At 65.4% G+C, this 15023-nt stretch carries 15 protein-coding genes and 1 tRNA gene; 11 read left to right on the plus strand and 5 right to left on the minus strand.

Annotated features, from left to right (window positions below; genetic code table 11):
* Window positions 1-3 precede the first annotated feature (3 nt).
* Window positions 4-753 (minus strand): anti-sigma factor, encoded by a 750-nt coding sequence (locus tag PQ467_RS04000; RefSeq protein WP_274175263.1) that lies wholly within the window; start codon window positions 751-753, stop codon window positions 4-6.
* Window positions 750-1199 (minus strand): RNA polymerase sigma factor, encoded by a 450-nt coding sequence (locus tag PQ467_RS04005; RefSeq protein WP_274175264.1) that lies wholly within the window; start codon window positions 1197-1199, stop codon window positions 750-752. The genes PQ467_RS04000 and PQ467_RS04005 overlap by 4 nt, the downstream gene beginning before the upstream one ends.
* A 134-nt stretch (window positions 1200-1333) precedes the next feature.
* On the opposite strand from PQ467_RS04005, the gene PQ467_RS04010 reads away from it, so the two are divergent.
* The 3 genes from PQ467_RS04010 (at window position 1334) to PQ467_RS04020 (ending at window position 4515) form a co-directional block, all read left to right on the plus strand.
* On the plus strand, window positions 1334-2542 hold the full coding sequence (locus PQ467_RS04010; RefSeq protein ID WP_274175265.1) for a S8 family serine peptidase: 1209 nt from the start codon (window positions 1334-1336) through the stop codon (window positions 2540-2542).
* Between the two features lie 110 nt (window positions 2543-2652).
* Window positions 2653-3369: an OmpA family protein gene (locus tag PQ467_RS04015; protein ID WP_274175266.1), complete on the plus strand. Its 717-nt coding sequence runs from the start codon at window positions 2653-2655 to the stop codon at window positions 3367-3369.
* A gap of 171 nt (window positions 3370-3540) precedes the next feature.
* A complete protein-coding gene (locus PQ467_RS04020; RefSeq protein WP_274175267.1) occupies window positions 3541-4515 on the plus strand; it encodes a hypothetical protein in 975 nt (324 codons plus the stop codon).
* Window positions 4516-4605: 90 nt separating this feature from the next.
* Here the strand turns inward: PQ467_RS04020 and PQ467_RS04025 are convergent.
* A tRNA-Thr gene (locus tag PQ467_RS04025) sits at window positions 4606-4681 on the minus strand.
* Window positions 4682-4798: 117 nt separating this feature from the next.
* Window positions 4799-6025 carry a cation:proton antiporter gene (locus PQ467_RS04030; RefSeq protein ID WP_274175268.1) on the minus strand — a complete coding sequence of 409 codons (1227 nt, stop codon included), beginning with the start codon at window positions 6023-6025 and terminating at the stop codon, window positions 4799-4801.
* Window positions 6026-6180: 155 nt separating this feature from the next.
* On the opposite strand from PQ467_RS04030, the gene PQ467_RS04035 reads away from it, so the two are divergent.
* Window positions 6181-6921, plus strand: coding sequence for an SDR family NAD(P)-dependent oxidoreductase (locus PQ467_RS04035; protein ID WP_274175269.1), 741 nt, complete (start codon window positions 6181-6183; stop codon window positions 6919-6921).
* On the opposite strand, the gene PQ467_RS04040 is transcribed toward PQ467_RS04035, so the two are convergent.
* Window positions 6918-9053: a penicillin acylase family protein gene (locus PQ467_RS04040; RefSeq protein ID WP_443192975.1), complete on the minus strand. Its 2136-nt coding sequence runs from the start codon at window positions 9051-9053 to the stop codon at window positions 6918-6920. The two genes, PQ467_RS04035 and PQ467_RS04040, sit on opposite strands and share 4 nt — an antisense overlap.
* 224 nt (window positions 9054-9277) lie before the next feature.
* On the opposite strand from PQ467_RS04040, the gene PQ467_RS04045 reads away from it, so the two are divergent.
* From PQ467_RS04045 to PQ467_RS04075, 7 genes are all read left to right on the plus strand, one after another.
* Complete coding sequence (locus tag PQ467_RS04045) at window positions 9278-10261, plus strand: MlaA family lipoprotein (RefSeq protein WP_274175270.1); 984 nt, start codon at window positions 9278-9280, stop codon at window positions 10259-10261.
* A gap of 191 nt (window positions 10262-10452) precedes the next feature.
* Window positions 10453-11109 carry an MlaC/ttg2D family ABC transporter substrate-binding protein gene (locus tag PQ467_RS04050; RefSeq protein ID WP_274175271.1) on the plus strand — a complete coding sequence of 219 codons (657 nt, stop codon included), beginning with the start codon at window positions 10453-10455 and terminating at the stop codon, window positions 11107-11109.
* Between the two features lie 26 nt (window positions 11110-11135).
* Entirely contained in the window at window positions 11136-11678 is a 543-nt protein-coding gene (gene mlaD / locus PQ467_RS04055) for an outer membrane lipid asymmetry maintenance protein MlaD (RefSeq protein ID WP_274175272.1), read from the plus strand.
* A gap of 3 nt (window positions 11679-11681) precedes the next feature.
* Window positions 11682-12470 carry an MlaE family ABC transporter permease gene (locus PQ467_RS04060; protein ID WP_274175273.1) on the plus strand — a complete coding sequence of 263 codons (789 nt, stop codon included), beginning with the start codon at window positions 11682-11684 and terminating at the stop codon, window positions 12468-12470.
* An 11-nt stretch (window positions 12471-12481) separates the two neighbouring features.
* Entirely contained in the window at window positions 12482-13231 is a 750-nt protein-coding gene (locus PQ467_RS04065; protein WP_274175274.1) for an ABC transporter ATP-binding protein, read from the plus strand.
* 74 nt (window positions 13232-13305) lie between these two features.
* A complete protein-coding gene (locus PQ467_RS04070) occupies window positions 13306-14565 on the plus strand; it encodes an FAD-dependent oxidoreductase (RefSeq protein ID WP_274175275.1) in 1260 nt (419 codons plus the stop codon).
* Window positions 14565-14984 carry a c-type cytochrome gene (locus PQ467_RS04075; RefSeq protein ID WP_274175276.1) on the plus strand — a complete coding sequence of 140 codons (420 nt, stop codon included), beginning with the start codon at window positions 14565-14567 and terminating at the stop codon, window positions 14982-14984. The genes PQ467_RS04070 and PQ467_RS04075 overlap by 1 nt, the downstream gene beginning before the upstream one ends.
* Window positions 14985-15023: the final 39 nt, after the last annotated feature.

The raw sequence follows: 15023 nt of genomic DNA on the forward strand, positions 1-15023 counted from the left end.
AATTCAGCGCCAGCCCTTGTCGCGCGCGGCCTTTTCCTGTGCCGCGTCCATCGGTTCGCCCACGGCCATATCCTGCGCAATGGCCATGACGGCGCCGTCGGCCGACCCGGCCTGACGATATGGCGCGTCCTGTGCCGCCGATCCGGGCATCACATGTTCAAGCCGCCAGCCATCCTTGCCATGGCAGGCCACCCCCGAGGCCGCAGCGCCGGAAAAGGCGCGGCACACCGCCCCGTCGCCCCGGCGAAAGGTGGCGATCATCCGGGTGGGGCCGTCATTGGCGGCCAGTTCGCGGTCCAGCGCATGGGCCAGATCGCCCGAGGCCAGCAGCGCGCCGCCTTTGGCCGTGATCGGCCCTTCGCTGCGCATCATCTGCCCGCCAAGGAACAGGCCCATGACCAGCGCGGCGGCAATCGCCCCGCCAAACCATTTGCGCTGTGAAAGCGGCACGCGGGGCTGGGCGGCCCTGGCTTCCTCGGCCTTTTTGCGGCGCACCTGCGCAAGGTCGATGACGGGGGCGGGTGCGGAAACCGGGGCGGCGGCCTCGCGGATCATCGCCTCCCACGCGGGCGGCAACGGCTCCTGCGTCACGGCGGCAAAATGGCCCTGCAACCGCTCGCGCAGCGCCCGTTCCCGCTCGATCGCCTCGGCCAGATCAAGATCGCTCAGCGCCGCCAGCGTCACCTTGGCGCGGGCCGCCTCGTCCAACTCGCCATCGACATAGGCCATGATCTCTTCGCGGCTGATGCTCATGATTGTTCTCCTAACGCGCGCATGAGCGCCTCGCGGCCCCGCGCCAGACGCGAGGTAAGCGTTCCCATCGGACAACCGATGATCTCGGCGGCCTCCTTATAGGCAAAGCCCTCGACCAGCACGAGCATCACCGCCTCGCGCTGTTCATCGGGCAATTGCGCCATCGCGCGCTCCACATTGCCCAGTTCGACATGGGCCTCGATTGCCCCATCGCCCGCCATGCCCACATGCTCGCCGTCCTCTTCGGGGGCGAAGGTCTGGCCGGCGCGGTTGCGGGCGCGGGCCTCGTCGATCCAGATGTTGCGCATGATCCGATACACCCATGAATCCAGCCGCGTGCCCTCGGCCCACAGATGCGAGGACTTGAGCGCGCGTTCGATGGTCATCTGGCACAGATCGTCGCCATCGGCCCCATTGCGCGTCAGACCGCGGGCAAACCGCCGCATCTGCGGCAAAAGCCTGACCAGTCCTTCACTGAATTGAGCCGTTGGCAATGATTTGCACCTTGTCATGGATGAAACGGACGACCACGCTCGTTTCTTCCGCGTTGGTGCGATTTTTTTGAACAAAGGGCAAGAGAGTGCGACAGCGGCTTATCAGTCTGGGGATCCTTGCCGCGCTGCTGACGGGGGCGGCGGGACCTGCGCTGGCCCAGCTTGGACTGCCCTCGGTCGGCGGGGCGATGGACCGGCTGCGCGGCACGCTGGATGCGGCGGGGGAAGGGGCCGCCGCAATGGTGGCGCGCCCGCTTCAGGATGTCGCCGCGCTGGCCGATCTGCGGTTGCAGCGGCTCGATGATTTCGTGCGCCGCAATCGCAATACGGTGGCGATGGACGCCAATGGGGCGCCCGCCCGTGCGCATGAGCTGCTGCTGCTCGATCCCGATCCGGCCGCGCTTATGCTGGCGGAAAAATCGGGCTATCGCGTGATGGAGCGGGGTGATCTCGACGGGCTGGGCGTGGGCTTTGCCCGGCTGGAAACGCCCGCTGGTCTGTCCTTGCCCGATGCCACGCGCGCCTTGCAAAAGCTGCTGCCCGCCAAGACGGTGACGGCCGATCAGATCCATTTCCCCGGCGGCCAGACGGGGCCTACGGCTGGCTCCTCCGCCATGCCCTCGCCGCGCGGCGGCACGGTTGGCCTCATCGACGGGGGCGTGCGGCCCGATGCCCGCCTGTCGGCGCAGGCCGGTTTCGCCACCGGCGCCCCGCGCCCCAATCAGCATGCCCAGTCCATCCTCTCGCTGCTGGGCGGGGCGGGGGTGGCGCATGTGTTTGCCGCCGATGTTTACGGCGCAGACCCGGCGGGCGGCAATGCGCTGGCCATCGCCAAGGCGCTGGGCTGGATGGCGGCCCAGCGCGTGCCGGTCGTCTCGATCAGCCTGGTCGGCCCGGCCAACCCCTTGCTGGAGCGCGCCGTGGCCGCGGCGCAGGCGCGGGGCATGTTCGTGGTGGCCGCCGTTGGCAATGACGGGGCGGCCTCGCCTCTGTCCTATCCGGCCTCTTATCGCGGCGTGGTGGCCGTGACCGGGGTGGATGGCAAGGGGCGCGTCCTGTTCGAGGCGGGGCGGGCCAGCCATCTCGATTATGCCGCGCCCGGCGCCGATATGACCGCCGTGGGCCTGTCCGGGCGGGTGGCCTTGCGGGGCACCTCGTTTGCCGCGCCGCTGGTGGCCGCGCGTCTGGCGGCTTATCCGGCGGCCGCTCTGGCGGCGCTGGACCGCGAGGCGGTGGGCGCGGGCGCACGCACCGGGCGAGGCATTGTGTGCAACGCCTGCCGCAAGGGAATCTGAAATAAAACGGCGCGGGCCGGGGAAGAAAACCCCGCGCCCCATCGTTTCCTCATCATAGCCAGTCGCAACGCTTTCTTTCCACGGGCTGGCACAGATGAAGGAGACAGATCATGAGCAAGACTTTCAACATCGCCGCTATTGCCACCATGACGCTGGCTCTGGCCGCCCCGGTTCATGCCCAGTTGCTTGGCGGCGCGCTGGGCGGCTCGTTGGGGGCGGGCGGATCGGTGGTCCAAAGTGTGGAGGCCCCGGCGGTGCGCGCGCCCCTGCCTGTCGTGCCGGTGGTCAGCCGGGTCAGCACAGTGGTTGCCGTTCCGGCTATTCCCGATGTGGCGGTGCGCCGCGTGGCCATCGTCAATGCCGGTATCGTGCCCATTCCCTATGCGCAGGCGCCCGCCTATATCGACCGCCAATATGTTGTGCTGCAAAACGACCTGCGCGGCACCGGGGTCGAGGTGATCAAGCGCAACAATCAGATCGTGCTGGAAATGCCCGCCGACGTGACCTTTGCCTTTGACAAGCATGACATCCAGCCGCGCTTTTACGGTGTTCTCAATGCTGTGTCGCGCACGCTGGGCCAGTATCCGGCGACCTATGTCGATGTGAACGGCCATACCGATGCGATCGGCTCCTATGCCTATAACCAGCGCCTTTCGGAGCAGCGCGCCGATGCGGTGGCCGATTATCTGGCCGGGCGCAGCGTCAATGGCGCAAGGATGCGGGTGCAGGGCTTTGGCAAGACCGAGCCGATTGCCTCGAACGCCACCATCAGTGGGCGCGCCGCCAATCGCCGCGTCGAAATTGTCCTTACCCCCTATGCCGCCTGATTAACGGCTACCAACGGCAGGCGGCAGGGTCCCCGCAGGAAGGTTCATCCCTTTCTGCGGGGATTTTTTTATCATCACGCATTTTTCCATGGAAGAAAGTGACGCGGCCAGACGTTAACCCATCAGAACCCCAGGACGTGGTTCCCAACAACATTTTGAAGGAGACACGACATGACCCGCATTTCCAGCCTTACCTTCGCTGCTCTGGTTCTCAGCCTTGCCTCGGTGCCTGCTCATGCCCAGTTGCTGGGCGGTGGCGGCGGCCTGGGGGGCGCGGTCGGGGGCGGTCTGGGCGGCGCGATCGGCGGCGCCGGATCGATGGGCGGTATGGGATCGATGGGCACCATCGGTTCGGCCACATCGCAGGTTGAAACCACCACCCGCACCGCGGCCTCGGCCAGCGGCAACACCACCGGCAGCCAGCATGTCAACGCCCGCAACGGCCAGGTTGCGGCCAACCGCAGCGTGACCGGCAATGGCGCGGCCAACCTGACCTCTGCGGCCACGGCCAACACCCCGGCCACCGGTGCCCGCAGCGTTGATGGCGCTCTTTCTGCCAGCGGTTCGGCCACGGGCAGCGGCAGCGCGAATGCGCAACTGATCGGCACCGATCAGGTGGCCAACGGCGCCCGCGCCGCCGCCTCGCGGGCCAATGGGGCGGTGGGCGATGCGCACTCTGCGGCCTCGGGCGCGGTTTCGCGGGCCAATATGACGGCCACCAACGCCGCCGCGCGTGGCCGGGAAACCGTCGGCAATGTGGCCGCCAATGCGGCAGGGCGCGCCAATAGCCTGAGCGCCGCCGCGCAGGGCAGCGCACAAAACTCGCTCTCGACCGCCGGTTCGCTGGGCAGCAGCAATCTGGCGCTGGCGGGCAGCGCCGCCTCGCAGGTTGCAGGCAGCGCCGCCGTCAAGCCCGGCATGATGATCACTGCCCCCGACGGCTCGCGTCTGGGCAAGGTGCGTCAGGTGGTGGCCGACAGCAACGGTCGGGTGCAGAGCGTTGTGATGCGCGCCCGCAACAGCGATGTCACGCTGCCCGCCGGCAATTTTGCCGCCAGCGGCAATGGCAAGAGCCTTGTCTCAACCATGAACGGCCAGCAGATCGAGAGCGCCGCGCAGGGTCAGCTCAGCGGCGCAACCCGCTGAGTCTGATACGGGCCATGGAAAGGGGGCGGTCCTTGGGATCGCCCCTTTTTTCTGCGTCTGGCGCATGGGGCGATGTCATAGGAGCGAAAGTGGTGCCGCTTAGGTGATTCGAACACCTGACCCCATCATTACGAATGATGTGCTCTACCGGCTGAGCTAAAGCGGCACTCCAGCGGTGAGGCGGGCGTTTAGCTTCAGGTTGGCGCCTTGGCAAGGCAAAAAACGACAAAGATCACGATCTTTGCAACCCGCCGTGATGGCGCCTGCCAAATGCGCGATGGCCTCAACCAAACCGGCGCGAAAGCGCCAGCAACGGCGAGGCCATCAGCGTGGTCACGATCGCCATCAGCACCAGAATTGCAAACAGGCCCGGCCCGATGATCCCGGCCTGAAGCCCGATGTTGATGATGATCAGCTCCATCAAGCCGCGTGCATTCATCAGCGCGCCGATGCCCAGCGCGCTGCGGTTGTCCTCGCCCGAAAGGCGCGCGGCAAGGTAGCAAGCCCCGCCTTTGGCCAGCACGGCCGCCGCCAGAATGGCCACAGTCACCAGCACCAGATCGAGATTGCCCAGCACCTGCATGCGGGTGTTCAACCCGGAATAGGTGAAGAACATCGGCAGGAGAAAGGTCGTGGCAAAAGGTTCGAGCCGCGTGCGCAGTCCTTCGACCAGATTGCCGCGCGGCATGGCCGTGCCCAGCAGAAATCCGCCGAACACCGCATGCATCCCGCAAGCATCCATCGCCCATGCGCAAAGCAGGAAAAGCCCCAGCACCAGCGCCAGCAGGCCTTCGCCCACGCCATGGATATCGGCCCGGCGGCCCAGCGGCGCCAGCACGCGCGGCGCGATCAGCACCATGACCAGCGCAAAGGTAAGCCCGCCGCCCGCCGCCTTGATCGCCACGGTCGATCCCGCGCCAAGGCTGGCCAGCACGAGGGCCACCACGATCCATGCGCCCGCATCCCCGATCGCCCCGGCCGACAGGCTGAGCGTGCCCATCCGCGTACCGGCCAGACCCTGTTCATGGATGATCCGCGCCAGCATGGGAAAGGCCGTGATGGCAATTGCGGCACCCAGAAACAGGCTGGCCTGGGCCGGGCCGACCTGGGGCATGAACAGCCCCGGTTGGCGCATCAGCCAGGGGATCATTGCCGCCCCCGCCAGAAAGGGCGCCGCCATGCCGGCGATGGAGACCGCCGCCGCCCGTCCGGCATTATGGCGAAATTCCTCGCGGCTGAAGGTCAGGCCGATCAGGAACATGTAGAGGCCCACGCCAAGCTGCGCGCCGACATAGAGCAGTTTTTTGAGGTCGGCGGGAAACAGCATCGCCTCCACCCCCGGCGCCAGCCAGCCCAGCAGCGAAGGCCCCAGCAGCACGCCCGCGATCATTTCGCCAACCACCTGGGGCTGGCCCAGAAAGCGCCGGGCCGCCCAGCCCACCACGCGTGAGGCAGCCAGAATGCAGGCCATGGCCAGAAAGAACAGCGGGGAAAGCTCAGCGGGGGTCATCAGGCCTCTCTTGCAATGGTTTGCATTATTATGCGCCGACGTTAGCCTTTTGTCTCGCCCAAGTCATGCCCACAAGTCATGTCCCGCTGGAAAAGCTGGATTTATGTCAGGAATGGATACAAAGTCCGCGCAAAGCCAAATCAGGGGAGAAGCGCATGAATTTCGCAGGCCGTCATATCGTCATCACCGGGGCTAGCACCGGCATCGGTCGCGCCAGTGCCGAGCGCATCGCGGCGGGCGGCGGCAAGCCAGGCCTGATCGCGCGACGCGAAGGGATGCTGCGCGAACTGGGCGCGGCGCTGAATACGGGCTGGGCCGCCGCCGATGTGGGCGACAAGGCGCAGTTGATCGGCGCGCTTGATGCGCTGGCGGCGCAGAACGGCCCGATCGACGGGCTGTTTTTGAATGCGGGCACCGGCGGGGCCTTTGCGCCGGTTTCGGCCTATGGCGATGCGATGTTTGACGAGGTGATGCGGGTGAACACCACATCGCTGTTCTGGGCGATTGCCCATGTGTTGCCCGGCATGATCGAGCGGCGGCGAGGCGCGATCCTGATCACCGGGTCGCTGGCCTCGGCGCGGGGCATGGCGGGCAATGTCGCCTATGTGGCCAGCAAACATGCCGCCCAAGGCATCGCCCGCGCCGTGGCAATGGAGGCCGCGCCCTTTGGCGTGCGGTGCAATTGCCTGCTGCCCGGTTTCATCGAAACGCCGATGCTGGCCGATGTGCCCGAGGCGCAGCGCCCCGCCATGGCTGCCCGCGTGCCCCAGGGCCGGATCGGCACCGCCGATGAGGCGGCGGCGGTCGCCGCGTTCCTGCTGTCTGACGATGCCAGCCATGTCACCGCGCAGAGCTGGGCGGCGGATGGGGGCATCTTGGGAACGCTTTCGGTTTAGCGCCGAATCAGCACTTTCACGCTTTCGGCATGGGCCTTGATGTCGGCGGGATAGAACCAGACCGGGCGCAGATCGCCGGAGAGATAGCGCTGCGCCTGATCGGTGAAATGGGGGGATGTCGGGTCGCCGCTGGCGCCGCCGGTGCTGATCGCGCGGGCGGTGACGCGCGGGCCGAATTCGACCGCCGCGACAAAGCTGTTGCCCCGGTTGCCGTAATAGCGCTTCATCCCCGGCACACGCGGCCCGCTCGACACGGCCAGCGCGCCCCACTGGGATGAGGTGAAGGCCACGGGCAGGCTGGGCTGCGCATCGTCATAAGGCTGGGTGATCGCCCCGGTCAGCCGTTGATAGCGGTTGAGTTCGCCCCATGGCACGCGCCAGTCGCCAAAGTCCTTGGTCAAACGCGCCATCGCCTCGTCCAGCGCGGCAAGGCGCTGCTCATTGGTGGCCTGTTCGTCCATCCAGTCCCACAGGGTCATGCGCTGCGCCTTGGCGCTCTCGGCCCCCTTGGTCCACAGGTTTTCGCCCCAGACAATCGCCAGCGTTTCGGCGGTCGAGGCGGTCGATGTGCGATGGTCCCAGCCTTTGAGCAGGGCGATGGCCTCGGCCCGCGCCGGGGATGGCGCGGCGGCGTCGGCGGCAAACAGGCGCGGCAGCAGGCGATCAAAGGCGGGCAACCACGTGTCATGCCCCGCCGCAATCAGCCCATCAAGCGTGAAGCGCGGCGTGGCGGCCAGAACGCGCTCGGCATGAGGCCCGCGCGGGTTGGCGCCCACCTCGTCCATATAAGCCGGATAGGCGCCCTTGCGCGGCGAATCCGCCCCCGCCGCGCTCCATGGCGCATTGTTGGTGTTATAGGCCCAGCCGTTCTTCGGATCGATCACCTGCGGCAATTCCGATAGCGGGTGCAGCCCCATCCAGTCGGTGCGCGGATCAGCGCCATCGACCGGCGCGCGCCAGTCGAACCGCTGATCGCGGATCGGCACGAATTGCGGGTGGAGATAGGCGATATGGCCTTTGCTGTCGGCAAACAGCGTATCATTCGAACTGTTGGCCTTGAGCCGAGCGATTTTCAGGAAACCGGCCAGATCATGCGCCTTGGTGCGCAGGAAACTTTGCTCCAGCGCGGCCACGGGCCGGTTCATCAGGGCGGTGGCGATCCATTTGCCGCCTTCCTCGCGGGTGATCGGGCCATGGTGGGTGGCATAGGTTTCAAAGGTGCGCCGGGCCATCGTGCCGTCCGCGCGGCAATAGGAAAGGGTGACGGGGCGGACAATCAACGGGCGGGTCTGCGCGCCGTATTGATATGCCTTGCCCTTGGCCGTTTCGACGATGGTTTCGGCATATTCGTCCACATTGTCCACCCCGCTGGAGGTGTGCATCCATCCGGCATGTTGATTAAAGCCCTGATAGATAAAGGGCTGACCCCATGTGACCGCGCCATAGGCATTGAGGCCCTGTGCGCTGGTCATCTGGAGTTCGGAACGGAAATAGAAGGTGGTGTGCGGGTTGATATAGAGCAGCGCATGGCCGCTGGCGCTGTGGGACGGGGCGATGGCAAAGCCGTTCGACCCCTGTGGTTCGCGAAATATGATGCCGCGTTCCTCGCCCGTCATGGCCAGCTTGTGATGGGTGTAGAAGCCTTCAAGTTGGGTGAGGGGAATGCCTTCGATGTCGCCGCCAATGCTGCCCTCGGTAAAGGACAAGGCCATCCACGGTTCGAAATGGGTCAGCACGCGGGGTTTGACCTGTGGGTGATCGGCCAGATAGGCGTTGAGCCCGCCCGCCCATGCGTCCATGATGGCCTTGAGCCAGGCAGGGCTGCGCGCATAATCGGCCTTGAGCCGCGCTGGGTCGATGAACAATCTTTGCCGCAGATCCTGCCAGATCGCCTTTTCGCCTTCCGCCTCGGCCATGCGGCCAAGGTTGGTCAGGTAATTGACCTCGATGCGGTTGAAGTCATCCTGCGCCTGAGCATAGACCATGCCATAGACCGCATCGGCATCGGTTTCGCCGCGGATATGGGCAATGCCCCAGGTGTCGCGGGTAATCGTGATCTTGTGCGGCGCGGCCAGAGCGGGGGACGCCATGGCCAGGGCCGTCCATGCCAGTACGCCTGTAATCCACCGCATCCTTGCCCCCCATCTGCGCCTGCGCGGGTTATGATTAGCATGGGCCGCAAAGCGGAAAAGGGGGCAGTTTGACGCAAGCAAAGGCAAGGGATGATCTTTGGCAGGAATTGCTTTGCGGCCAGAAAAATGCTCTGGCGCAGGGAAGGGGATTCGGGTGATGCTCAAACGCGGGGGCGCCATGGGGTGGCGGCCTTGCGGGCGGACATAATGATGGAAGCTTGGATATGATCGTGATGCCCCTGTCTACCCTGCTGCTGGCCAGCGTTTCCTCTGTTCCGGCGGCGGCGCCAGCGTCGTTGGGCGCGTCGTTGCTGGCGCGGGCCAATGATGCGCCCCATATTGCCGCCTTGCCGCTGGAGGGCGAGCCGCAGCAGGCCGCGCCCAGCGCCCCCGAAGCGGCCGCAGCCGAGGCGCAGAACGCCCCGGCCAATGCGAATCCGGCGCCTGCCAATCCGGCGCCTGCCGACCCTGCGCCCGCCGATGCCGCCACGCCCGCGATGGCGCCTGCCGATACTGCCCCTGTTGATACTGCCCCTGTTGATACTGCGCCTGCCAGCGAATCCTTCGTGCTGCGCGATCCCTGGCAAAAGCGCAACCGCAGCCTTTTCGCCTTCGATCTTTTCTTTGAAAGCAAGATGCTGGCCCCTGTCGCCCATGGCTATCGCGCGGTGACGCCGCAGTTTTTCCGCGCCGGGATCAACAATGCGATCCTCAATCTGGATGAACCGAGCACCGCGATCAATCAGGTGGTCCAGCTCAAGATCGGGCGGGCGCTGAAGACCACGGTGCGCTTTGCCATCAATTCCACCATCGGCATCGCGGGCCTGTTCGATGTCGCCTCGGCGGGCGGATTGCGGCGGCGTCCGGCCGATTTTGGCCAGACCTTGGGCCGTTACGGCGCCAAGCCGGGGCCTTATGTGATGCTGCCCTTTCTGGGCCCGTCGAATCTGCGCGATGGGTTTGGGCGGCTGGTCGATACGTTCACCGATCCGGTGGGCTTTGTGATCGGGGGCGTCTTTACCTCGCCGGGCGGCGCGGCGCGCTATGCGATGGCCGGGATCAACTGGCGCGAAAAGAATGACGGGACGATGGCGGCCATTTACGGGGCGTCCGATCCCTATGCCTTCACGCGCTCGGCCTACAGCCAGCAGCGTGCAGCCGTTGTTCAGGACGCCACGGGTAAGGCAGCTGCACTGCCGGATTTCTGATTCGGCTGATCTTTCACGGCGCCGGATCTCCTCCGGCGGTTCTTTCAAAAATGTCGAATTTCTGATTCGGCGTGTTTTCCGCATGCATTGGCGCAGGGCTTGGCCATTGACCAAACCCGACGTCGCGGCCAAGGGGTTCTGCGACGGGCAAGCCAATGTATTTCCCCCCGATGCTGGTCATGGAGCTGTCAATGTTTCGCGCTGATCTTAAGCTGTCTTTCGCGCTGGGCGTGGCAGGTGTGGTTGCCGCCGCGATGCCGGTTGCCGCGCCTGTGGCGCTTGCCCAATCCGCCCGCGATGCCAATGCCGAGGCCTTTGTCCAGCAGGGCGCACGTGAAGTGCTGGCCGTGCTGAACGACCGGAGCAAGAGCGATGCGGGCAAGAAGGAGGCGTTTCGCGTCCTTATCAACCGGCTGATCGATGTGCCCAAGGTGACGCGTTTTGTGCTGGGCAAATATGCCCGCAGCGCGACGCCCGATCAATATAACCGCTTTGCCGCCGCCTTCCGCACCTATGCCGAGGGCGTCTATATGAGCCGGATCGATGATTATCACGGCGAGAAGGTCGTGGTGCTCGGCTCGCTGGTGCGCAAGCCGGGCGACGTGCTGGTCACGACGCAGCTGGCCGGGGGCCGGTCGAGCGCGCCCACCAATCTGGTCTGGCGCGTGCTCAATGACGGTTCGGGCTGGAAGGTTGTTGACGTTCAGGTCTCGGGCGTCTGGCTGGCCATTACCCAGCAGCAGGATTTCGTCTCGACCATCGACAACAATGGCGGCAAGATCGACGTGCTGATCGCACAGTTGATCAAGGACGGCGGCACGGGCAAGATCCTGCGCAGCGGCAAGTAAGCACAGAAAAAAGGTAGGAAAGACGCATGAGGGCAAGTTGGGCCGAAACGATCATGGGCTTTGCCGTGCTGGCCTTTGCCGCCTTGATGCTGACCTATGCGCTGGGCGTTTCCGGGCTGAAGCACAGCAGCGGCACCTATGAGGTGAGCGCGCGCTTTGGCGAGGCCGGCGGCATTCAGCCGGGCGCCAAGGTCACCGTTTCGGGGGTCAAGGTGGGGTCGGTCAGCGATGTGACCATCGACCCCAAGACCTATCTGGCCGTCATGCATCTCACGCTGACCAAGGATGTGAAGCTGCCTTCGGACTCGACGGCCAAGATCACCAGCGACGGCCTGCTGGGCGGCGCGCATATTGCGCTGACGCCGGGCGGGGCCGAGGATGATCTCAAGCCGGGCGGCGAGATCAACAACACCCAGGGCGCGGTCGATCTGTTCGGCCTGATCGGGCAATTCATCCGTCCGCAGGGCGGCGCGGCTGCCTCTTCTGCTGACAGCGCCGCCAAGGCGCCCGCGCCTGTTGCCCCCGCCCCTAATGCCCCCAAGGCATCCTCCGACCTGCCCGAGATGTAAGCCATGGGGCTGTTCTCCACAAACCCGGTGGCGGCCCTTGGGCGCGCCACTCTGGAGGGGATTGCCGCGATCGGCCGGGTCGGGCTGTTTGCCGCGCGCGGCATCGGCGCTGCCCTCTCGCCTCCTTGGTATCCGCGCCAGATCCTTGGCCAATTCGCCAGCGTGGGGTTCCTCTCGCTGCCGGTGGTGGGGCTGACGGCATGGTTTACCGGCGCGGCGCTGGCGCTCAACATCTATTCGGGCGGGGATCGGTTCAACGCCGAAACCGTGCTGCCGCAAATCGTGGCGCTGGGCATCACGCGTGAGCTGGGGCCGGTGCTGGCCGCGCTGATGCTGGCCGGGCGGGTGGCGTCGGCCATGGCCTCGGAAATCGGGGCGATGCGCGCGACCGAACAGGTTGATGCGATGGTCACCCTCTCCACCGATCCGCGCCGCTATCTGATTGCGCCGCGCCTGATTGCGGCCACGCTCAGCCTGCCGCTGCTCACGCTCATCACCGATATCATCGGCGTGGCGGGGGGCATGCAGGTATCGAACTATCTGGTCGATCTGGCGCCCAGCATCTACATCACCAACACGATCGACTTTCTGACCGCGTGGGATGTGGAATCGGGGCTGATCAAATCGGCGGTGTTCGGTTTCATCATCGGCCTGATGGGCTGCTATCATGGCGATCATGCCAAGGGCGGGGCGCGCGGCGTGGGCCGGGCCACCACGTCGGCCATGGTGTCGGCCGCCGTGCTGATTTTGGCGGCGGACTATCTCTTGACCTCGGTGTTTGCTCTCAAATGACCCGGACCCCCATGACAACAACGGCTAAAATCGCATGGACGGGCATCACCAAGCGTTTCGGCGCGCAGGTCGTGCTGGACGGGCTGGATCTGGCGGTGGCGCCGGGGCGCTCGCTGGCGCTGCTGGGTCGCTCGGGCCAGGGCAAGTCGGTGACGATCAAGCTGGCGCTGGGGCTGATGAAGCCGGATGCCGGGCAGGTGCTGCTCGATGGCGTGGACGTGACGCGGCAAAGCGAGGCCGAGCGGCGCGCGAACTTTCGCGGCATCGGCATGCTGTTTCAGGGCGGGGCGCTGTTTGACAGTCTGCCGGTCTGGGAAAATGTCGCCTTCCGCCTGATCAATGCCGATGGCGTGGGCCGGGCCGAGGCGAGGGAGCGCGCGGTCGAAGCGCTTTCGCTGGTGAAGCTGGCGCCCGAAGTGGCGGATCGCTATCCTTCGGAATTGTCGGGCGGGATGCAGAAGCGCGCAGGACTGGCCCGCGCCATTGTCGGCACGCCCAGTCTGCTCTTCTTTGACGAACCCACCACCGGCCTTGATCCGATCACGGCGGGCGCGATCAACGAGCTGATCCGCGACCGCGTGACATCGCTGGGCTGTACCGCTGTTTCGATCACGCATGACATGGCCTCGGCGCGCACGATTGCCGACGAATTGGCGATGCTGGACAATGGGCGGATCGTGTGGCGTGGGCTGCCCGGCGAACTTGATGATGCCGATCATCCGCTCGTGCGCGCCTTTGTTTCCGGCAAGAGTATGGAATAGAACAAACTATACGCAATTCGCGCCATTCCCATTAGAGTGCCCTCCTTGCAGCTTCGCGCCGCCAAGGGGAGATCATGATGAGCAGCCAGAACTGGTATCCGCAAGGAGGTCTTGCGCGGCGGCAAATGCTGCGCGGGGGCGCGGCGCTGGGTGCGGTGGGGGCCTTGTCGGCCTGCACCGGCGCTGGCACGGTGGCTTCTGCCGGTCCTGCGCCCCGGCGGCCATACCTGACGCCGATGCGGGTGACGCCTGATCAACTGATCGACATGAAATGCTGCATCCGCCCGGTGCGCGCGGCGGGGCCAAACCTTGACACACAGATGATCGGCGATACGCTGGTCGTGCATAATTACGGCCATGGCGGCTCGGGCTGGTCGCTGTCCTGGGGCAGCGCCGAGGTGGCGGTGGGCAAGGCTCTGTCCGTCCTGCCCTCGGAAATCGCGGTGGTGGGCTGCGGCATCATCGGCCTGACCACGGCGGTTGTGGCGCAAAGGGCTGGCTTGAAGGTCACGATCTATACCCGCGATGTGATCCAGCGGACGCGATCCTTCCGCGCGCATGGCTCGTTCACGCCGGATTCGCGCGTGGCCCTGTCGGCGCCTGCCGGGGCGGGCTTTGGCGATCTGTGGGAGCAGATGACGCGCCTGTCGTGGAAGGGCTTCCGTTCGATGCTGGGCCTGCCGGGCGATCCGGTGGTGTTTCAGGATGCCTTCGCGCTCTCCGACGCGCCGCCGGTCAAAAAGCATCACGATGCCGATCCGGCCATCAAGGGCGCGTGGGAACCGGGCGGGCTGCCTTTGCAGGAATCGGAATGGGCGCATTACATGGACCGCATCAAGGATCTGGTGCCCGATCCGGTGATGCTGTCTTCGGCGGAAAATCCGTTTCCGGTGGCCTATACGCGCCGCTCCTCGGAAATGCATTTCAACTTCCCCTCCTACGCCCATCATCTGCTGACCGAGTTTTATCAGCGCGGCGGGCTGATGGTGATGCGCGATTTCAACGACCCCTCGCAATATGGGCAATTGAAGGAAAAGGTGGTCATCAACGCCACCGGCTATGCCGCGCGCGATCTGTGGCGCGACAAAACCGTGTTCCCGGTGCGCGGCCAGACCGGATGGCTGGTGCCCCAGCATGACGCATCCTATTCGCTGCGCTATAAAAACGCCTCGCTGATGGCCAAGAATGACGGCATCGTGGTGATGAACAACCCCATGGATCTGGGCGAAATGTTCGGCGTGGGCGACAGTATGGAATTGCCCGATCCGGCGCCGATCCTTGAGGTGATGAAGATTGTCGAGCCGATCATGGCGGGCATGAAGGGGATTGCGTGATGGGCGGGCGGACGTGGATGTTGGCCGGGGCTTTGGCTCTGGTGGCCATGCCGGTGAAGGCCGGCACGGCCAATGGCGTTTACACCGAGGCGCAGGCCGCCGAGGGCGCAGGGGTCTTTGCCGAGCGCTGCGCCATGTGTCACGGCAAGCAGGCCGAGGGGACATGGGAAGTGCCCGCGCTCAAGGGCAAGTTCATGGCCAATTGGGGGCGGGAATCGGTGGCGGCGCTGTCGGACTATCTGGCGCGCGCCATGCCGCAATTCGCGCCCGGTACGCTGGAGCCCAAGGATAATGGGCGGCTGGTGGCTTATCTTTTGAAGATCAATGGCCATCCGGCGGGGGCAAAGCCCTTGCCCGAGGACCATGCGGCGATGGCCGCGATCCGCATTGATCCTCTGGCGGCAACGACAGTTAAATAGGGGACGGTTAAATAAGGCGCGGTTGACAAGATCGCATTG

Origin of the sequence: Novosphingobium sp. KACC 22771 (genome assembly GCF_028736195.1) — a bacterium.
Classification (GTDB): Bacteria; Pseudomonadota; Alphaproteobacteria; order Sphingomonadales; family Sphingomonadaceae; genus Novosphingobium.